Origin of the sequence: Streptomyces sp. CA-288835 (assembly GCF_050936385.1) — a bacterium.
In the GTDB taxonomy this organism is placed as follows: domain Bacteria; phylum Actinomycetota; class Actinomycetes; order Streptomycetales; family Streptomycetaceae; genus Streptomyces.
Map to the genome: position 1 here is coordinate 3,829,372 of NZ_JBNJMW010000001.1, position 19,600 is coordinate 3,848,971.

17 protein-coding genes are annotated in these 19,600 nt (G+C 70.9%); 1 reads left to right on the forward strand and 16 read right to left on the reverse strand.

The genetic code is table 11. From position 1 onward, the window contains the following. Nucleotides 1-35: 35 nt before the first annotated feature. Together ACQEVY_RS17185 and ACQEVY_RS17190 are read right to left on the reverse strand one after the other, a co-directional pair. Nucleotides 36-1,556, reverse strand: a complete 1,521-nt coding sequence (locus ACQEVY_RS17185; protein WP_432949362.1) for an aldehyde dehydrogenase family protein — start codon at nucleotides 1,554-1,556, stop codon at nucleotides 36-38. Between the two features lie 140 nt (nucleotides 1,557-1,696). Continuing rightward, entirely contained in the window at nucleotides 1,697-3,070 is a 1,374-nt protein-coding gene (locus tag ACQEVY_RS17190; protein WP_432949364.1) for a DUF5954 family protein, read from the reverse strand. A gap of 92 nt (nucleotides 3,071-3,162) precedes the next feature. Between ACQEVY_RS17190 and ACQEVY_RS17195 the strand changes: the two genes are divergently transcribed. Further along, nucleotides 3,163-4,065: a GNAT family N-acetyltransferase gene (locus ACQEVY_RS17195; protein ID WP_432949366.1), complete on the forward strand. Its 903-nt coding sequence runs from the start codon at nucleotides 3,163-3,165 to the stop codon at nucleotides 4,063-4,065. Here the strand turns inward: ACQEVY_RS17195 and ACQEVY_RS17200 are convergent. The 14 genes from ACQEVY_RS17200 to ACQEVY_RS17265 form a co-directional block, all read right to left on the reverse strand. Then, entirely contained in the window at nucleotides 4,055-4,858 is an 804-nt protein-coding gene (locus tag ACQEVY_RS17200; protein ID WP_432949368.1) for a hypothetical protein, read from the reverse strand. The genes ACQEVY_RS17195 and ACQEVY_RS17200 overlap by 11 nt on opposite strands. A gap of 49 nt (nucleotides 4,859-4,907) precedes the next feature. Beyond that, nucleotides 4,908-5,297 (reverse strand): hypothetical protein, encoded by a 390-nt coding sequence (locus tag ACQEVY_RS17205; protein WP_432949370.1) that lies wholly within the window; start codon nucleotides 5,295-5,297, stop codon nucleotides 4,908-4,910. Then, on the reverse strand, nucleotides 5,294-7,057 hold the full coding sequence (locus ACQEVY_RS17210; RefSeq protein ID WP_432949372.1) for a hypothetical protein: 1,764 nt from the start codon (nucleotides 7,055-7,057) through the stop codon (nucleotides 5,294-5,296). Before ACQEVY_RS17210 ends, ACQEVY_RS17205 begins: the two co-directional genes overlap by 4 nt. Before the next feature lie 299 nt (nucleotides 7,058-7,356). Then, nucleotides 7,357-8,346, reverse strand: coding sequence for a malate dehydrogenase (locus tag ACQEVY_RS17215; protein ID WP_432949374.1), 990 nt, complete (start codon nucleotides 8,344-8,346; stop codon nucleotides 7,357-7,359). Nucleotides 8,347-9,149: 803 nt separating this feature from the next. After that, complete coding sequence (locus ACQEVY_RS17220) at nucleotides 9,150-10,475, reverse strand: XRE family transcriptional regulator (RefSeq protein WP_432949376.1); 1,326 nt, start codon at nucleotides 10,473-10,475, stop codon at nucleotides 9,150-9,152. A gap of 643 nt (nucleotides 10,476-11,118) precedes the next feature. Then, entirely contained in the window at nucleotides 11,119-11,904 is a 786-nt protein-coding gene (locus ACQEVY_RS17225; protein WP_432949378.1) for a helix-turn-helix domain-containing protein, read from the reverse strand. Then, complete coding sequence (locus ACQEVY_RS17230; protein ID WP_432949380.1) at nucleotides 11,901-12,752, reverse strand: helix-turn-helix domain-containing protein; 852 nt, start codon at nucleotides 12,750-12,752, stop codon at nucleotides 11,901-11,903. The genes ACQEVY_RS17225 and ACQEVY_RS17230 overlap by 4 nt, the downstream gene beginning before the upstream one ends. A 395-nt stretch (nucleotides 12,753-13,147) precedes the next feature. Then, a complete protein-coding gene (locus ACQEVY_RS17235) occupies nucleotides 13,148-13,882 on the reverse strand; it encodes a DUF3017 domain-containing protein (RefSeq protein WP_432949382.1) in 735 nt (244 codons plus the stop codon). Then, nucleotides 13,872-14,726, reverse strand: coding sequence for a bifunctional methylenetetrahydrofolate dehydrogenase/methenyltetrahydrofolate cyclohydrolase (locus tag ACQEVY_RS17240; RefSeq protein WP_432949384.1), 855 nt, complete (start codon nucleotides 14,724-14,726; stop codon nucleotides 13,872-13,874). Before ACQEVY_RS17240 ends, ACQEVY_RS17235 begins: the two co-directional genes overlap by 11 nt. Before the next feature lie 88 nt (nucleotides 14,727-14,814). Then, nucleotides 14,815-15,528 (reverse strand): ABC transporter, encoded by a 714-nt coding sequence (locus tag ACQEVY_RS17245; protein ID WP_432949386.1) that lies wholly within the window; start codon nucleotides 15,526-15,528, stop codon nucleotides 14,815-14,817. Then, nucleotides 15,519-17,108, reverse strand: coding sequence for an ABC transporter permease (locus ACQEVY_RS17250; protein WP_432949388.1), 1,590 nt, complete (start codon nucleotides 17,106-17,108; stop codon nucleotides 15,519-15,521). Before ACQEVY_RS17250 ends, ACQEVY_RS17245 begins: the two co-directional genes overlap by 10 nt. Next, nucleotides 17,105-17,980, reverse strand: coding sequence for an ABC transporter ATP-binding protein (locus tag ACQEVY_RS17255; protein WP_432949390.1), 876 nt, complete (start codon nucleotides 17,978-17,980; stop codon nucleotides 17,105-17,107). The genes ACQEVY_RS17250 and ACQEVY_RS17255 overlap by 4 nt, the downstream gene beginning before the upstream one ends. Continuing rightward, nucleotides 17,977-18,876, reverse strand: a complete 900-nt coding sequence (locus tag ACQEVY_RS17260) for a zf-HC2 domain-containing protein (protein WP_432949392.1) — start codon at nucleotides 18,874-18,876, stop codon at nucleotides 17,977-17,979. The genes ACQEVY_RS17255 and ACQEVY_RS17260 overlap by 4 nt, the downstream gene beginning before the upstream one ends. Then, a complete protein-coding gene (locus tag ACQEVY_RS17265; RefSeq protein WP_432949394.1) occupies nucleotides 18,842-19,465 on the reverse strand; it encodes an RNA polymerase sigma factor in 624 nt (207 codons plus the stop codon). Before ACQEVY_RS17265 ends, ACQEVY_RS17260 begins: the two co-directional genes overlap by 35 nt. Between the last annotated feature and the right edge of the window lie 135 nt (nucleotides 19,466-19,600).

The window sequence follows — 19,600 nt, forward strand, 5'->3', positions numbered from 1 at the left end:
TTGGCGGTTCCTTGGCGGGGTCAGGGGCGGGGGCGTCAGCCCGCGAACCACCGCACCGGCTTCGGCGCGAGGTTCTGGTACACGTGCTTGCTCTCGCGGTACTCGTCGAGACCGGTGGGACCCAGCTCCCGCCCGACGCCGCTCTTTCCGAAGCCGCCCCACTCCGCCTGCGGGAGGTAGGGGTGGAAGTCGTTGATCCAGATGGTGCCGTGCCGCAGCCGCGCGGCGACGCGGCGGGCCCGGCCCGCGTCGGAGGTCCAGACGCCGCCCGCGAGCCCGTACTCGGTGTCGTTGGCGAGCGCGACGGCCTCGTCCTCCGTACGGAACGTCTCGACGGTCAGTACGGGCCCGAAGACCTCCTCGCGTACGACCTTCATCTCGCGGTGGCACTGGTCGAGGACGGTGGGCTCGTAGAAGTAGCCGGTCGCGGGCCGTTCCGCCGACGGTTCGGGCCGCTTGCCGCCGGACCGCAGCACCGCGCCCTCCGCGAGGGCGGAAGCGACGTACGCCTCGGTCTTCTCCCGCTGCTGCTCGGAGACGAGCGGACCGCACTCGACGCCGTCCTCGGTGCCCCGGCCGAGGCGGATCTTGCCGGCCCGGCGGGCGAGTTCGGCGACGAAGCGTTCGCGTACGGACTCCTCGATGATGAGGCGTCCGCCGGCGGAGCAGACCTGGCCGCTGTGGATGAACGCGGCGTTCAGGGCCTGGTCGACGGCGGTGTCGAAGCCTTCCTCCGTGGCGCAGGCGTCGGCGAAGACGACGTTGGGGTTCTTGCCGCCGAGTTCGAGGGCGACCTTCTTGACCGTGACGGCGGCGGCCTGGGCGACCTTGATCCCGCTGATGAGACCGCCGGTGAAGGAGACGAGGTCGACACCGGGGTGCTCGGCGAGGCGGGCGCCCACGGTGTGTCCGGGGCCGGTGACGATGTTCGCGACGCCGTCGGGCAGCCCGGCCTCCTGGAGCAGTTCCACCACGGCGATCGTGGTGAGCGGAGTGATCTCGCTGGGCTTGACGACGAAGGTGTTCCCGGCAGCGAGTGCGGGCGCGATCTTCCAACTCGCTTGCAGCAGCGGATAGTTCCAGGGCGTGATCATGGCGCACACGCCGACGGGTTCATGCACGACAACGCTGTGGATGTCCTCGGACCCGGCATCGACGACCCGTCCGCCGCCCTCCCCCACGACGAGATCGGCGAAGTACCGGAAGGCGTCGGCGACACAGTCGATGTCGACGCGCCCCTCTTCGAGCGTCTTGCCGGCGTCCCGGCTTTCCAGCAGCCCGAGCCGCTCACGATCGCGTACGAGGAGATCGGCGACGCGACGCAGCAGGGCGCTCCGCTCTACGGCGGGGGTGTGGCGCCAGGGCCCTTCGTCGAAGGCGCGGCGGGCGGCCTCGATGGCCGCGTCCGCATCCCGTCCGTCACCCTCCGCAACCACGGCGAACGGCTTGGCGTCCGCCGGATCGAGCACCTCACGTGTCTCCCCGGAGACGGCCGCGCGCCACTCCCCGCCCACGTGAATCGTCTGCTGCGCCTGTCGCTCCGCTGGTCCCGCCATGGTCGGTGCTGCCTTCCGTTCCTGTACGCCCCTGCGGCACAGCCGTGCCACTTCCGAGGAGCGGTGTGCCCCTGCCCCGGGCAGGACGTTTCATGCCCGTCCCCGCCAGTGTGCCGCGTCACTATGAGAAACGGCTCCTGTTACACGGAGCCCTTTCCCTGACCTGGGGCTTCGCCCCAGACCCCCGCCAGGGGTGGTGGGTGACACTGCGTGTCGCGGCTGCGGGTGCGTTGTGGCTTGTCGCGCAGTTCCCCGCGCCCCTGAAAAGCCTGCGACTGCCCGCACCCGGAAGGGGCCCGCGCCCCGAACCCGCCCACGCGGAAAGCCCGCGCCCCTACTACCCGCAGCTTCCCGCCGGCGGGAGGGGACGTGGGCCGGTGCGTCCTATGCCCGTCGCTTAGCTTCGGTCTGGGCATACGAGAACCCTGTGTCAGCACGGGGTCGTATGCCCTGTTGGCGACGGGCTGACGCACCGGACCGCGGCCCCGCACCCCCACGAACCCAGGGGCGCGGGGAACTGCGCGACCAGCCACACTCAACCCGCACCCGCCAAACCGCCGGAGGCACCCCGCACGGCTGCGCGACCGGTCGGAGGGGCGGGGACCCTCGGGGCCGTCGGGCCCGATGCGGACCAACCGCTCGACGCGGGTGACGCGAAAGCGGCGGCCCGCGACACTCGCCACGTTGCTGCGCTTCTCGTCGAGGCGGTCGGCGGCCCGCGCGTACTCCTCGCGTGCGGCCTCGTCGAGGCGAAGCTCGAAGGGGCCCATGACGCGCAGATACGAGGCCAGAACGTCGCGCGCGGCCCGGGGCGAGCGATGCGACGCCCCAGGATTGTGCGGCTTCCAACTGCCGTCCACCCGCTCGGAGATCATGAACACGGCGGGGAGGAGGACACCCCCCGGATGGGTCGCCAGAGCCCGCCGCGCGTCGTCGGCGACGTCCGGCGGCGCACCCGGAACGACGCCGACGAAGCGAACCAGGTCCAGCTTGAGGATGCCGTCGGCCAGCCCCGTACCGGTGTACGGGTCGATCACCTGGCCCCGGGGACGTACATGATCGGCGTCGAGCGGATCGGGATCGGAAGGGCGCGGCGGCTCGGGGCCGTTGCCGCCCATGCGGATGAACCGCGAGGCGCGGACGATCCTGAACCGGCCGCCCAGAACGGTCAGCTCATCGACGACCTCGCGGTCCATGCGCTTGGCCGCAGCCATCCACTTGCCCCGGGCGCTCGCGTCCCCGGCGTCCTCGGCCTCCTTGGCGCTGCGCCGGAAGTGCGAACCCAGCATGTCCCGCGCCCCCTGCGGCGTATCGCTGCCGTAGTCGGACAGCTGCCAGCCGCCCTGCTCGCACTCCCGCGCATGGAAGAACTCGGGAATCCCCACCCCCAGCAACTGCGGGTACCGCTCCCGTGCCTGCCAGGCCTCCTGCTCGGCGAAGGCCGCGATCGGCCCTTCCTGCGGAGTCACCCGGAACGTCAGATAGCCGGGCACTTCATCTGCGTAACCGCTCACGTACGGACTGTGCCCGCTCGGCTCCTGCCCCCGCCACCCACTTCCGACAACTCCTAGACGCACTCCACACCTTTGACTACAGTCAAAGAAATATGGAGCCAGTGTCCACAGAGCATGTGACCACCCTTCGCCGCTTCAACCGCTACTTCACCCGCCGCATCGGCGCCCTCGACGACCACTACCTCGGCCAGGACCGGCCCCTCGGCGAGGCCCGCCTTCTGTACGAGATCGGGGACGGGGCCTCGCTCCGCGAGCTGCGCAGCCGACTCGGCTTGGACGCCGGGTACCTGAGCCGGATGGCCAAGGCCCTGGAGACACAGGGGCTGGTGCGGATCACCGTGCATCCGCAGGACACCCGGCTGCGGCTCGCGGAGCTGACCCCGGCCGGACGCGTCGAGGTGAAGGAGCAGAACCGGCGGGCCAACCGTCTCGCCGAGGGGCTGCTCAGCGGGCTGACGCCGGCCCAGCGCGAGCAGCTGACCGAGTCCCTCGGCACCGCCCAGCGGCTGCTCAGGCTCGCCGCGATCACGGTCGAGCTCGTCGACGGAGCCGCCCCGGACGCCCGTGCCTGCCTCGACGCCTACGCCGCCGACATCGACGCCCGTTTCCCCGAGGGCTACGACCGGGCGGCCCTCGTCCAGCCGCACGAGGTGTCGGGGGACACCGGCGCCTTCCTCATCGCGTACGAGGAAGGCCGAACGGTCGGCTGCGCGGCTCTGCGCCGGCTCGAACCCGGCGTCGGCGAGATCCGGCATGTCTGGGTGCACCAGGACGCCCGCCGCCTCGGCCTCGCCCGCCGACTGCTCGCCGAACTGGAGCGGCAGGCGGCAAAGCTCGGCTACGGAGCCGTACGCCTCGACACACACGCCACACTCACCGAGGCACAGGCGATGTACCGGGCGTGCGGCTACACCGAGATCCCCCGCTACAACGACGACGTGTACGGGGCGTACTTCTTCGAGAAGACGCTGCCCAAGCCGCCCCTCACTCCGTGACCGGCTCCGGGCAGACCATGGCCGGTGGACAGAACCAGGTCAACGCCGTTTCCAGGACCTGTCGTTCGTCGTCGAAGCCGTCCGACTCCGGGCCGTAGACGGTGATCGCGTACAGCTTGCCGTCCAGGGATTCGAAGCGGTGGTCGACGACGTGCCAGGTGCCGATCTCCTCCTCGCCCTTGAGGGAGTCCGCGAGGTATTCGAGGCGGGCGGCCGGGCGGCCGCCGTCCTCGAGGCTTTCCAGGGAGAGCTGTTCGAAGCCGTCGGGCTTGGCGGTGCCGGCGGACACGAACTCCTGGAGCGAGTCGTCCGGGCTGGCCTCCAGCACCTCGTAGATCTGGAGGCGGCGGGAACCGTCGGTGCTGCGGTAGTTGACGACGTCGAAGCCGTGGAGGGAGTCGGACGTCTGCCGGTTCGCGACCCAGTCCTCCTTGACGGCCACACGGAAGCCTTCCTCGTCCTGCACGGGCTCGTATTCGGGGGGCAGGGTGGCCGTCTGGCTCGGGGACGCCGGGTCCCCGGTGTCCGTACCACCGCTCGGGTCGCCGTTCGTCTCCCCGCTCTGTCCGGGTGCCGGCGTCTCGCGGGCCGTGAAGTACCCCTGCGGTCCCGGCTCGTCCTTCCAGCCCAGCGCCCAGGTGCCGAAGGCCAGTGAGCAGACCGCGAGGACCGCGACGGTCCCACGCAGCGCCTGGCGCTGGCGTACTTCGTCGCGCCGCTGGTCCACGACGATCTGCTGTTCCTCTTCGGGCCCCGCCCAGTCCTGGCGGTCGGCGTCGAAGACCCTCACCATCGTTGGACCTTCACCATCGTTGTCCCTCTGACATCGTCGTCTCTCGGGCTCAGCCGAGCAGTTGAGTGATCGCCTGGGTGACGGCGGTCACGGACGCGGCGGTCGCCGCGGCGGGACCGTAGTCCGCGAGACGGTCCCGGACCCGGGTGAGCGGTCCTGGCGTGCTGCGCCCGGTGCGGGCGATCTCGCCCTCCACTTCGGCCAGTTCGGCGCCAAGTGCCTCGCTCTCGGCCGTACGCTCCTGCCGCCCGAGTTCGGTACGCAGCGCCCGTACGGTGGTGAGCAGCTCCCCGTACCCCGGGTCGGCAGTCACGGCCGTGTAGTTGACCGACTCGGCCTTGCCGTGGTCGCCGAAGGCCTGGGAGCCCCCGCTGATCGAACCGATATGGATCTGCGGCCCGCCGCCCGACCCCCCGCTCGCTCCCCCGTCGGTGCTCATACCGTGCTCCTCTCCGTGTGCGTGGCCTGGCCGTGCGCGCCCGTGGCGAGGGCGCCGCCGGACATCTCCTTGATGTAGAGCCCGCTGTTGTGGATGTTGGTGATGTTCTGCTCCAGGCGGTCGGTGCGGTAGCCGTGGGCCTGGAGGGCGTCCCGTACGCCTTCGCCGATCCGGTCCTGGAGGGTCCTGATGTAGCGGGCGACGTCCATCTCCTGGAAGAGGGACAGCGCGTCGGTACCGGCCAGCTCACGCAGCGAGACCAAGGGGGCGTCGGGCGCGGCCTGTTCGGGACGGGCCGACCACTGCCGCAGTGCGGAGCCCAGGGTGCGCAGGGCCGCGATCCCGGTCGCCAGACCGACCGCCGGGGCGTCGACGAGAGCGCGGACGGCATCCCGCACGGGGCCCTCCGGCGGACGCCCCACGATGGCGTCGACCTGCCGGAACTCCGGCACGATCGGCCCGAGCACATGCGGCACCACTTCGAGTACGAGCATGCCGCCCTGGGTGTGCACCCGGACCAGCAGCGAGACGACGACCTGCTCGTTCCAGGCCCCCACCCTGATCCGCAGGAAGTGCCGACGGGCCTCCCCGCCCTCCCCCACGGACTCGGCCAAGTGCCGGTCGACCTGCGCGGACTCGTACACACCCGCGGTATGGGAGTCGTCCGGTCCGATGACGAGCGGCTCGTCGCGGCCCACACCGGACGGAAGGTAGACGAACTCCTCGATCTCCAGCTCCCGCAGCCGGTCCCGGCTCCCGTCCCCGGCCGACGTCTTCAGCGCCCGCAGCCGAGGGGTGATCATGTCGATGACCTCGCGCGCGGTGAGCTGCGCGGCCTCCGGCCGGGGCGCCGGTACGCCGTTGCCGCTCTCCCCCGCCTCCCTGCGCCGCAGTTCCAGTACGACCGTCCAGGGCTTACGGGGCACTCCGGCACCGACGAACGGGCGGTTGACGTCGTAGAGCGTGAGCGAGGCGTCCTGCTCCCGGCGGATGCGCTCGGCGAGGGCCTCGTAGCGGCCGGGCAGGCCGGGGTCGGGCGTCTCGGCGAACGTCTGCCGGGCCAGCGCCATACGCAGCGTCTGCTTCCGATGCCACTGGTGGCGCCAGACGACGACGGCGAGCAGCAGCGGGAAGATCACGGGGTACGGGTTGTCCTTTGCCCCGGCCCAGGCCTGCACCCAATACACGAGGCAGGTCAGCCAGGCGAACGCAACCCCCAGCCAGCCGAGGCGCCGATTCAGCCAGGCCAGCGCGGGCGGCAGCTTCAGCCGCCGCACCATGGCGGTGTCCGAGCCCCGGCCGGAGATAATCCGGGCGCACCACAGCAGCAGGACGACCGAGGCGTACGACATGGTCCAGGTGCCCGGCACCAGCCCGCCGAACAGGCCCGGCGCCCCCAACTCGTCCCCGTAGTCCGACCCGAAGACTCCCCGGACGTAGTCGACGAGGGACAGTCCCGTGTCGCCCCCGACGCTGTCCTCCGTGGTGTCCTTGATCATCACCACATCGCTGACCAGGAACCCGATCCACACCGCGAGCAGCAGTAGGGCGATCAGCACCTCGTCGCGGCGGGCGCGCAGCGCGTGCGCGAGGACGGGCAGAACGTCCGCACCGAGCGGCGGCGCCACCGGGCGCTCCGGGTGCCCGACGAGTTCGTCGATGACGCGCCTGCGGAACCCCGCGTCCAGGTGGGCACCCGCGCACAGCAGCCTGGTGGCCTCGGTGTGGCCCCAGCGCCGCCTCGACGGTTCGCTTCCCATGCTCCCGACACTCCCGTTTCCCGCAGGCGCATACCGGCTGCGCATACCGGCTGCGGGCGAATTCCATTGATGGACAAGGGAGTTGACGCTAGCGAAGAGATCACGGAGACGGGAGAGGCGAACGGAAATGCCACCCGAACAGGTGAAGCCTTCCGCATCGGCGCATGAGCGTTGCCGTACGCGGGGAAAGCACGAGCCCGCACGGCCGGGTGTGGCCGTACGGGCTCGCGGAATACTGCGGAATGCCGGGGTCGGCTCAGGTCAGCCCTTCTGGCTCTCAGACCCTCAGACCAGAATCCTCAGATGAGGCCGAGACCGCGGACGGCCTCGCGCTCCTCCTCCAGCTCCTTCACCGACGCGTCGATGCGGGCGCGGGAGAAGTCGTTGATGTCGAGGCCCTGGACGATCTCGTACTGGCCGTCCTTCGCGGTGACCGGGAAGGAGGAGATCAGGCCCTCCGGGACGCCGTACGAGCCGTCCGACGGGATACCCATCGACGTCCAGTCGCCCTCGGCCGTGCCGTTGACCCAGGTGTGGACGTGGTCGATGGCGGCGTTGGCGGCGGAGGCCGCCGAGGAGGCGCCACGGGCCTCGATGATGGCCGCGCCGCGCTTGGCGACGGTCGGGATGAAGTCCTCGGCCAGCCACTTCTCGTCGTTGACGGTCTCGGCGGCGTTCTTGCCGGCGACCGTGGCGTGGAAGATGTCGGGGTACTGGGTGGCGGAGTGGTTGCCCCAGATGGTCAGGCGCTTGATGTCGGCGACCGAGGAGCCCGTCTTCTTCGCGAGCTGGCTCAGCGCGCGGTTGTGGTCGAGGCGGGTCATCGCGGTGAAGCGCTCGGCCGGTACGTCCGGGGCGGCGGCCTGCGCGATGAGCGCGTTGGTGTTGGCCGGGTTGCCGACGACGAGGACCTTGATGTCGTCCGCGGCGTGGTCGTTGATGGCCTTGCCCTGCGGCTTGAAGATGCCGCCGTTGGCCTCGAGCAGGTCGCCGCGCTCCATGCCCTTCGTACGGGGGCGGGCGCCGACCAGGAGGGCTACATTCGCGCCGGCGAAGGCGACGTTCGGGTCGTCGGAGATGTCGATGCCCTGAAGGAGCGGGAAGGCGCAGTCGTCGAGCTCCATCGCCGTGCCCTCGGCGGCCTTCAGCGCCGGGGTGATCTCCAGGAGGCGCAACTTGACCGGCACGTCCGCGCCGAGCAGCTGGCCGGAGGCGATGCGGAAGAGCAGGGCGTAACCGATCTGGCCGGCCGCGCCGGTGACGGTGACGTTCACGGGAGTGCGGGTCATGGCGTTCTCCGTATGACAGCTGGCGGTGGGGCGGCACTGCCCCGGACTTTTGATCGATCTCTTGGCGTCAAGAGAGATCCAGCGATCAGGCTATCGCGCATCCGGGATCTCGGACCTCCGGGTCCGTGTGGCCCACCCCACAAGCCGCTCCGCGGGCCGAGCCACGGAGTGGCGGCCGCCGGTCGGGAGAGGGGGTGACGGCGGCCGCCGGGTGGGGTGCCGGCTTATCGGGGCCGGGAGGTGGGTGCCGTCCTCCCGGCCGGTGCCGGATCCCGTGGGGGTTGGGGTTCGCCTGCCCCCGAGTCGGCGACTCATTCCTGTTGTTCGCCCACCAGGAGGGCGAGTTCGGTTCCCGGTCGACTGCGGACCCGTTGTGGCTGGTCGGACAATTCCCCAGCCCCGCGACTGCCTCCGGCGGTTGAGCAGGGCGCCTACCGGGAGGGTGGGTTCTGTTTCATGGGCGACTGCCGGTCCGTCGTGGCTTGTCGCGCAGTTCCCCGCGCCCCTAACGGGGCGCTCCCCGAACCGCCCGCCACAAAGCTCACCAGTCGCCTTGCTCGCCAGCCACGGCGAAAGCGGCACTCTCCCGCCGGGGGGAGGGGACGTGGGCCGGTGCGTCCTATGCCCGTCGCTTAGCTTCGGTCTGGGCACACCAGAACCCTGTGTCAGCACGGGGTCGTATGCCCTGTTGGCGACGGGCTGACGCACCGGACCGCGGCCCCGCACCCACCAACCACCCAAGGGGCGCGGGGAACTGCGCGACCAGCCACAACGGCGCCGCAGCCAAAAACGAACCCAACCGCTTAACCGGCGGAGCCAGTCGTGCACCCTTCCTCGCCAGAGGCCAACGTGGCGCAAGCCTTCACATCAGCCTCGTCCTTCACCGCCACCATCGGCGTATACGTGTCGGTGTCCACCTTCACCCGACCCGTCTGCTCCGCCGCGCCCGCCGTGCTGATCTGGACCTCGTCGCCGACCGCGGCCTGCGTGATGCGGGCCCAGGCGGCTCCGCAGGTCTCGCTGTAGCGGACCTCGATGAGGGCCGTGCCGACCGAGACGCTGTCGGTGGTCGTCGCCAACTCGCCGCCGCAGCCCATGTTCTCGGGGTCCTGGCCCGTGCAGTCCTTGCCGCTGCACTCGACACCGGACGGCAGGTTCTTGCTGACGGTCGGGGTAGGGGTCGGCTTCGCCTCGTCGCCGCTCCCGCCACCGCCGGGGTCGGTGAGATAGAGGGCGGCCGCGATCATCACGAGCGCGCCGACGACACCCGCGAGGAACATCGTGACCCGCCGCTTCCGCCGCGGAGCGTCCGGCGAACCACCGGAGCGCGGCGGCCGGGCGTCCTCGGGCGGCCCTCCGGCCGGCCCGGACGGCCCGGTCGGCGCGGAGTACCCGGACTGCGCGGACTGTCCGGACTGTCCGGGATAACCCGACTGCCCGTACTGACCCGGCTTGCCGGACGATCCAGCCGATCCGTACTGACCCGGCGGAGGAGCAACCCCCCAACTCCCCGCACGGGGAGCCGAAGGCGCACCAGGAGTGGACGTACCAGACCTACCGGACGAACCAGCAGAACCCGCCGAGCTCGAGGAACCCGACGAACCCGACGACTCCTGCTGCGGAATCCGCCCCAGGAACGACGTCGGCGCGTCCCCGCCGGACGAAGGACTACGCGGCGGCGCCGAGGATGCGGCCCCGGCGCCCGCCGACTTGGGCGGAGCCGCAGCGGCTGCCTTGCTCGCCGCCGGCTTGCCTCGGCTGCCGCCCTTGGCCTTGGGAGGGTTGGGGCCCAGCTCCCCGAGCGCGGCGCGCGCCTGGGAGATCCGTATGGCCTCCATGGTCATGTCGTGGCGCATCTCCGAACGGCTCCACGCCCGCTCGGCCAGCTCCCACATCGTGGTCAGGTGGACCGGATTCGTGCCGGTCACCTCGGCCAGCGCCACGATCGCGCCCTTGGGCGCGAGCAGCCGGCCGTTCAGGTACCGCTCCCAGGATGTCTTGCTGTAACCGGTGCGGTCGGCCACGGCAGCGACGCTCAGCCCGCTGCGGTCGACAAGTCGACGCAGCTGGCTGGCGAACTCCCTGACCTGCGGATCGAGTTCATCCGGCAAGGCCCTCCAACGAGGCATTGCTCCCCCTCTTCCCCCCGTGCGTGCTTTTCTTTCCTCGCGCGTGACGCCCTCTGCCGAGTCCCCGTCCGGCCTACCCACAGGGATGCGCGGAGCCAGGATCTCAGTTCCCCGGGTGTGGGCGCACAGGAGCATTTCGAGCCGTGGGCATGCACCGTTGCACGCCCGCTGGTATGCGGTCCAGTGTCCCACCGAGATCCCGTGCGACCTGCTTGACCCCCCTGGTCAACGCACCGGACGTCCCGGACCATCCCGATTGCCCACGTTATCCCTGCTGTTGGACGTGATCAGATCAAATCCCCGAACTTGTCAATACATCGACACAACGGGAACACATACACGACATCGCCTGTCACTAGTGAACCGGAAGCATCAGAGGAATCGCATACCTACCGGCGGGTGAAGTACAGATCGTTACGGGACACGTCGCACTTCTGGCACGAGGTACCGGAACGGTCACCTCCGTGCCACAGGGAACTGACAGGTATTGAAGCCCTGTTGGCGCGCCCATGACTCTTGAGCACAGGCGGCGTCCGTCCTCGCTCGGGGGAGTGGACGGGCGCCGTCGGCACCCGCCGAACCCAGACTCACGTACCGATGCAAACCAGGCGCAATCCGGACGCATTCAGGGTGCAAACCGGGCTCAGGCCTTGATGCAGACGCGCTCACCCTTGGCCGGAATCAGGCAGACACGGGTCCCGGCCGGGTCGTCCGCGGGCGTCATCGTCGTCGCGAGATAGCGGGTTGTGTCGTTCCGCACTTTCGCCCGTACTTCCTTGGGGCTGGCCCCGGAGCGGGTCAGCTCGACCCGGTCCCCGATCCGCAGCCCCGTCGCACGCGCCCACACCGCGTCGCATGCGGTGCCGTGGCGCAACTCCACGCGCTGTCCGTCGGCGAAGGTGCGCTGAGCGGCCGTGGTCACCATGTTGTCGCCGCCGCAGCCCATGTCGACGGGGTTCTGGCCGTCGCAGTCGCGTCCGGTGCAGCCGGGCGAGTACGTCGGGCCGGATGAGTACGTCGCTGGGGGCACCGCGCTGTCCGCAGACTGGTCCGGCAGCAGGAGCACCGCGGCGCACACCCCGGCGGCGACGACCGCGCCCGCGCCGAACGCCACCCGGCGTACCCGGCGGCCGTGCCGCACACCGGCCTCCGCCTCCGCCTCTTCCTCAGCCTCCGCAGCGCTCCTCCCCCGGCCGCTCCACTCCGCGTCGGCCAGTTCCCACAGCGCGAGGAGCCGTTCGGGCCGCTCGCCCGCGACCCGGCAGAGGGCAACGACAGCGTCGTACGGAACGGGCTTCTCGCCATTGAGATAGCGAGCCCAGGAGGACTTGCTGTACAGGGTGCGGGCGGCGAGCTCGCTCAGGCTCAGGCCCGCCGCTTCCCGTAACCCCCTCAGGTCTGCGGTCAGTTGGCTTACTTCCGGAGTCACTTGCGCAGCTCCCGCCAGGTGTCCGGGCCGACGATGCCGTCCCGGGCGATCTTGCGCTTCTCCTGGAACGCCCAGGCCGCGCGCTTGGTCTCCTCGCCGTACACCCCGTCGATGTCGCCGAGGTCGAAGCCGTGCCGGGCGAGCAGGCACTGCGCCTCGACGACGTCCCAGCCGACGTGGTTGATGTCGAGCAGCACCTGCTCGGAGGCGCTGTACCCGGCGTACAGTCCGCCGTCCTTGCGCGAGATGTCGCAGTCGTACGTCTGTCCGCGCCGGTAGCTCTCGGCGGGGAGCGCGGTCTGCTGACCGGAAACGCCCTGACCGGGACCGCCGGAGTCGTCCTGCCAGGACAGGCCGACGATCGTCCCCGCGCCGAACGCGACGAGCAGCGCGGCGACGGCACCGAGGACGAGGCGGGGGCGCGGGCGCCGCCGTACGTCGGGTGGGTCGCTCGAGCGACGAGGTTCGGTCGCCATTCGCAAGGCGGAGGTTCGCATGGTGACCGTGCGCGAGGCGGCGGTTCGCGTGGTGGCGGCCGGCTCCTCCTTGGGCTCCGCCTCGGCACCGGAGGCCCCGGGAGCCGTCTGGCGCGCTCCCTCCGCCACCTCGTGGAGGACGAGCAGCCTGGTCGGGTCCGTACCGCAGACGCGCGCGAGTTCGGTCACGGCCCCGCGGGGAACCGGCTTCTTGCCGTTGAGCCAGCGCTCCCATGACGAGGAGCTGTACGTGGTCTTCGCCGCGAGCGCGGACAGGCTGAGTCCGCTGCGGTCCTTCAAACGCCGCAGCTGAACGATGAGTTGCCGCTCCCGCTGGTCGAGCGAGTCGGGCAGTTCCTTCCAGCGCGCCATGTCGCCACCCCCCGTGATCGTTTGGCGCGTGCGTACGTATATGAGGTTGCGTCAGATGGGAGGACGTTCACGCAGGGGTGATGCGGTTGCGTCCCGCAAGGGCACGTTACCCAACCGGAACGGCATCCCCTGTCCCACCCGATTGTCATTGGCCATGGCATCCCAGCAGGTCAGAGCGTGGGACGTCCCCGCTACCCCCGGAAACCCCGCCGGATCTGGCGGCTGACATGGCCGGGACGGCACGGTTGGTGACAAGCGGTTCACCAGCATCACGACGTCGTACGTCAACTGCTGAGGCCGCGGCACCACATGTCCACTGAGCCACCGTGGGGAAACACGGAGGCCCGCACTCCGACTCGGGGGAGAGTGCGGGCCTCCGCCATGGGCGCTCGTGCTCAGCGGACCGTGTAGCGCAGGATCTCCTCCAGGAACGGGATCTCCAGCTTCGGTTTGGGCTGGATCATCAGCGCGAGCAGCACGATGGTCACGCCCAGGACGCCGTACGTGACGAGGTCCGTGAAGCGGGAGCGGACGGCGAGCATGCCCACGCCGGGCAGCGCCCAGCGCAGTATGCCGGCCGCGAGCAGTGCCACTCCGATCAGCAGCGTGCCGTAACGGAAGACGTCGAACGCGGTGAGCAGCAGCCCGAGCCCGACGGTCCCCGCGACGGTGAGCATCGGCCACTGCCGCGCGGGCGCGGGCGCGTCCCCGGACGCGGCGCGCCCTCCGCCCTCCGGGCGTGCGGTGTCCTTGGTGACCCGCGGAAAGCGCCGAGTGGTCCGCTGCGGCTGCCCGTCGGGGCCGACGGTGCTGACGGCGTCCCGGGTGACGATCGCGCCCTCCCGCGGCAGTTCGTCGCCCGCCTCGGCGGAGTCCGCACCGCCGTCCTGCGACGACTCGGCGTCCTCCTGCTCCACACCCTGCGGCTGCGCGCCCCGCGACTCTCCGTTCCGCGACGGGTCGGCGGACGCCTTCGGGGCCTCCGCGGAAGCGGAACGCGAACCGGAACCGGAATCCGGCTCGGCGGCACCCGCCCGCGTCGCCGCCGGCGATTCGCTCGCGTCCCGGTTCTCCGTCGTGTCCCGGTTCTCCGTCGTGTCCCGGTTCTCGGTCGTGTCCTCAGCCGGCACTGCGTTCCGCCGCCTCGACCACGTTGACGAGGAGTTGGGCCCGGGTCATGGGGCCGACTCCGCCGGGGTTCGGGGAGATCCAGGCGGCGACCTCGGCGACTCCCGGATGGACGTCGCCGACGATCTTGCCCTCGGCGCTGCGGGAGACGCCGACGTCGAGGACCGCGGCGCCCGGCTTGACGTCCTCGGGGCGGACGAGGTGAGCGGAGCCGGCCGCGGCGATGATGATGTCCGCCCGCTTCAGGTGGGAAGCCAGATCACGCGTACCGGTGTGGCACTGCGTCACCGTCGCGTTCTCGCTGCGCCGGGTCAGCAGCAGCGGCATCGGGCGGCCGATCGTCACACCCCGGCCGACGACCACGACCTCGGCGCCCTTGATCTCCACGCCGTGTCGACGCAGGAGGGTGAGGATGCCGTTCGGCGTGCAGGGCAGCGGCGCCGGCTCGTTCAGTACGAGACGGCCGAGGTTCATCGGGTGCAGACCGTCCGCGTCCTTGTCCGGGTCCATCAGCTCCAGGACACGGTTCTCGTCGATGCCTCTGGGCAGCGGGAGCTGGACGATGTATCCCGTGCAGGCCGGGTCCTCGTTGAGCTCGCGGACGGCCGCCTCGATCTCCTCCTGCGTGGCGGTCGCGGGCAGCTCCCGCTGGATCGAGGCGATACCGACCTGTGCGCAGTCGCGATGCTTGCCCGCGACGTACTTCTGGCTGCCGGGGTCATCGCCCACCAGCACGGTCCCGAGACCGGGCGTGATGCCCTTCTCCTTCAGGGCCGCCACGCGGACGGTCAGATCGGACTTGATCGCGGCTGCGGTGGCCTTGCCATCGAGAATCTGGGCGGTCATGAACCCATCCTCCCGGATGACCGGCCCATCGTTCCAATCAGGTCGCTCCATGGCCTCCCTTCAAGATCGGCGATGTTGCGCCGCGCCGTCAGCGGACTGCCCGCTCAGCAGAAGCGGGCGAAGGAGCCGCGGCTGGGGAAGGACGTCTCACACGCGGCCCATCCCGCAGCTGTGCCGCGCAGCCGGCCATGGCGACGACCAGCAGCACCGCGCACCGCAGGGTGGCATCGCTCCAGTCCGGATCACCGGGTATGAGAAACAGCTCCAGGCCGTCCGGCAGGAACAGCGCCGCCACCACGAGGAGCGTGAGCGCGGGCGCGGCTATCAGGCTGCCCGCTCCCTCCGCCGAGCGCCGCACACCGAACAGGGCGAGGGCCAGCGTGCCGACGGCGAGCGTCAGGGCTTCCACCGCAAGCCCGCCGACAGGGAACGACTGCCGTGCGTCGGCCGCCACCCCCAGCCGGGCGAGGCCCGCCGAGGCACCCCAGAAGAGTCCGAAGGCCAGCAGGCCCACAGCCATCCGCAGCCCGCTCCGCAGCCATCGCGAAACAGGCACCACCACGGTCGTCCGGACCGCGGGATCGTCAAGGAGGCAGGCAAGGCCGATGGCGGTCAGTACGGTCGCGATCCGCAACAGCACGGCGGCCGCGTCCGGCTGGACGTGCGCGGAGAACAGCGCGGGGCAGGCCGTACCGGCCACGCCCACCACGCCCGCGCCGACCAGCGGAAGGGTGCGGGCAGCCCGTAGGTCGGGCCCGAGGAGCGTACGCAGCACCGCACCCGTGGAAGCATTCACTCGCACCTGCTCTCCTCACCTTCGGGCGCGGCCGGCGGAGTCGGGACGCCCAGGAGGGCGGCCGCCTCGTCGATCGTGGTGTCCGGCGCGGTGAGTTCCGTCCACGACTGCTTCACCTTGGCGCCGACCTCGGCGTCGGGCCGCGTCAGCAGGGTCCGTACGAGGTCCAGTTCCCGCCCGTCGACACCGAAGCCGGTGGCGGCGTCGAAGGTGTTGAGCGCGAGACCGCCGAAGGATCGCCCGGCCAACGAGTCGTAGGCCTCCCGGGTCTCGTCGGTCGCTTGGACCGCGAGCCACAGCGTGATCGCCCCGCGAGCACGGCAGATCGCTTGGTTCTGGGGATATGTGGGGGCTTCGCCGGTCATCGCGCGGTGCGCGAAGCTCCCGGCGAAGCCGAGCATGTGGTCCCCCGCGAGATCGCTGTGCGTGCCCCAGTCGGTCCCGATGGGGACGGCGCCCGGCGTCCCGGCCGCACGGTCGTCGGCGGCCCACCGCGCCACCGGCAACGGGGGTACGACGCCCTCGTCCACCGTGTTCAGGAAGACGTGCTGGCGTACGGAATACCGCTTCTCCCGCACGTCCTGCGGCACCCAGCGCAGCACTCCCCCGGTCACCTCCGCCCACTGCCGATGCCTGTCCTTGAACTCGGGGAAGGCGCAGTAGTCGATGCCGTCGCGTTCGACACACACCTGCTGCGACGACGGGGCGTTCTCGGCGCTCGTACGGGCCTCACGCACCTCGTCCGGCAGTCCGCGCTGCTGTGCGAAACCCGTGACGAGCACCGCGAGCAGGGCGACTCCGGCCGTCGCCTTGAACGGGGTCGAGCGACCGCCCGCGCGGAGCACCGCCACCGCGGCCACCAGTATCACCAGGGCGGCCAGATAGAGCAGATGCCAGCTCACGGGACGGTAGGTGAGCGAGGTGGGCTGCGGTGGAACGCCCTCGTCCTCGATGCCGACCAGACCCCACCACCGCGCATCCGACTTCGCCTGCAGTGCGCCCACCACCGTCATGATCCCGAGCGCGGCAATGGTGAGCGGCGCGGCCACCACGGACCGGACGACGCGGGCCGCCAAGACGCCGATGGCTCCGGCCAGGAGCACCACGAGCGGTCCGGTGGCGAGCTCCGCCACGGAGGGTCTGCCGACCGCCGCGTCCTGAGCGGCCGCGTATCCGATGCGGGCCCCGGCCAGGACCGCCGACAGCACGGTCACCGGCAGCAGGGCGAGCAGCAAGGCCCAGGTGCGCCGCCAGGGCGGAAGCACCAGGAGGTCGAACATCGCGTCGGTGCCGTGCCGGTACGAGCGGAGTGCGGCGAGGTTGGCCGCGAGCAGTGTTCCCGCCGCGATCAGCAGGAGCGACAGCTGGGTGTAGCGGTCCTCGTCGTGCAGCACCGGATAGCGGTCGTCGCCGGAGTACGCGCCGTACGTCCACTGGACCAGGTACAGCGCGAACGCGGCGAGTACGGCGGGGTGCCGCAGCAGCCGTACGGCTTCGGCGCGGGCGAGCGAGCGCGTGGCGGCGGCCGCCGCGGAGGGGGCGGAGCTTTCGGCACGCACCGGGGTCTCGGTCATCGTGCCGCTCATGCCGCGGCCCCCTGACCGGCCCGCCGTCCGGTGTCGTCGAGGAGCAGCAGATAGCCGTCCTCCAGTGCCGGGTCCACGGTCGCGGCACCAGGCGGCGGGCTTCCGATGTTGCGGAACGTCCCGTTGCCCGTACGCCATCCGGCCAGCGCCTGCGGGTCGCGCTCGGCGCTGCTCCACACCCGGCCCTGGGCGACGGCGTTCAGGCCGACCGGATCGCCGTCGAACTTGACGACGCCGTGGTCGAGCACGACGACGCGGCTGCACAGGGCGGCGACGTCCTCGGTCTGATGAGTGGAGAGCAGGACGGTCCGCCCCTCTCCGATATCGGCGATCAACTCGCGGAAGCGCAGCCGCTGTTCGGGGTCGAGGCCGACGGTCGGTTCGTCGAGGATGAGCAGTTCGGGCTCGCCCGCGAGGGCCGCGGCGAGCACCACCCGCTGCTTCATACCTCCCGACAGCGCCCGGATCCGCTTGCCGCGCTGCTCACTGAGGCCCACGGCATCGAGCACCCGGCGCACCTCGTCGTGTCTGCGGCCGCGGTGCGTCATCTCCTTGAGGATCGCGACGTAGTCCACGAACTCGAAGGCGGTGAAGTTCGGGTGGAATCCGGGGTCCTGCGGCAGGAAGCCGAGGTGCCGCCTGATCTCCGTCCGCTGACGGGGATCGCGGGGATCCCGACCCAGCACCCGGATCTCCCCGGCGTCGGGGTCGAGTGCGGTGGCCAGGGCCCGCAGCAGGGTCGTCTTGCCCGCGCCATTGGGCCCGAGCAGGCCCGTGACGCCCGTCTGCAGCGACAAGGACACGGGTTCGAGCGCGACAGAGCGCCGGTAGCGCACGCTCAACTCCCTTACCTCGACGGTGTGATCGGTCATCGGGCAGTCCCCTGTCGGTAGGCGGGCCGGTCGAATGCGGTACGGGAGAGCAGCACGGCCGCCGAGGCCATGGCGAGCACCGCGGCCGAGGCCATCTGTCCCGTCGCGCTGAAGACCGCGTCCGAGTCGTGGGTGGCTATCAGGACGGCGAGCCAGCCGGCCCCGGTCGCGCCGGCCGCCGCCGTGGAATCCATACGTGCCGCCAGCGCGAGGCTCACGGCGGTGAGCGCACAGCCGGGCAGCAGCCACCCGAAGGTGGCGAGGCCGAGTCCGGGCAGGGCGAGACTGGCGGCGCCCGTAAGGGCTATGCAGGTGCCGAGGACCACCGCGGTGCGCAGCAGCACGAGCCGGAAGGCTCGTATGGGTGTCACCAGGCCCATCTCGTGCGCGGGGTCCCAGCGCCGGCCGTAGGAGACGGCCACTCCGGCGACGGGCAGCAGCGGCGCGAGACCGAGGAAGAGCACCGGCGTCCCGGCCGGCTCGGCGAGGCGCGCGATCAGCGCGGCAAGCAGCAAGGTCAGGGCGGCGGCACCCACCCAGGACGTACGCAGCGCCGGAGTCGCCGCGACCAGGCGCGCCACATGGTCCGGCACTCCGAACCGGAGCAACAGCCGCTCCGCCCTGCCCGGTACGGGTGCGTCGATCGCCACGTCGATGCGCTGCCAGAAGGTGTCCAGGATCTGTGGGTCGGTGTGGCCGTACAGCCGTGAGCGGCAGAGTGGACAGCGGTCGAGGTGCGACTCGACGGCCCGCAGGGCGTGCGGCGGCGTCTCACCGCGCGCATAGCCGCGCAGCAACGCGTCAGGTGTGTGCGGGTCAGGAGTGTGGTCGTCAGGTGTGTGGTGATCTGGTGTGTGGTGGTCAGGACTCTCCTGCGGCAATCCCTGCTGCGTCATCCTCGCCTCCTCTCCAACCGGGCCGCGACCGCGACCCCTCGAGTTCCCGCTTGAGCAACTTGCGGGCGCGCATGGCACGCGTCTTCACCGTGCCGGGCGGTACCCCGAGGACGTTCGCGGCCTGCCGCACCGTCAGGCCGTCGACCACCGTCGCCTGCATGACATGCCGGAGCTCCACGGGCAGCCGGGCCAACGCATCGGCCAGATCGCCGTGCCGGCCGCCGGCGAGCGCCTTCTCCTCGGCCGACGGTTCGACGGGCGTACGCAGCCGCTGCAGCGCCTGCTGCAGCCGCGAGCGGGCGCCACCCGCGCGGGCCTGGTCCGCGAGCCGCCGGGAGGCGATGCGCCACAACCAGCCGCCCATGTCCGCGACCTGCTGCTGCCGGCCGGCCGCACACGTGCGCCACAGGTCGCAGAACGTCTCCTGCACGATGTCGTCGAGCAGCGAGTCATCCGCGCAGCGGTGCCGCAACCGGCCGATCAGCCAAGGCGCGTAGTGACGGTAGAGCAGCCCGAAAGCATCGCGGTCCCCCTCGGCGACAGCCGCCACAAGGTCCGCTTCTGCCTCCGAATCGCGCGGCTCCCCCATCACACCTCTTCGTCGTAACGGCCCGCGCTTCCGGTTCACACACCCGATGTGACCCCCGTCACAACCGGGTCTCGAACTCCGCCCAAGATCACCGAGGTTGCACTTGCACAACGCATATGGAATCCGTCTGGACAA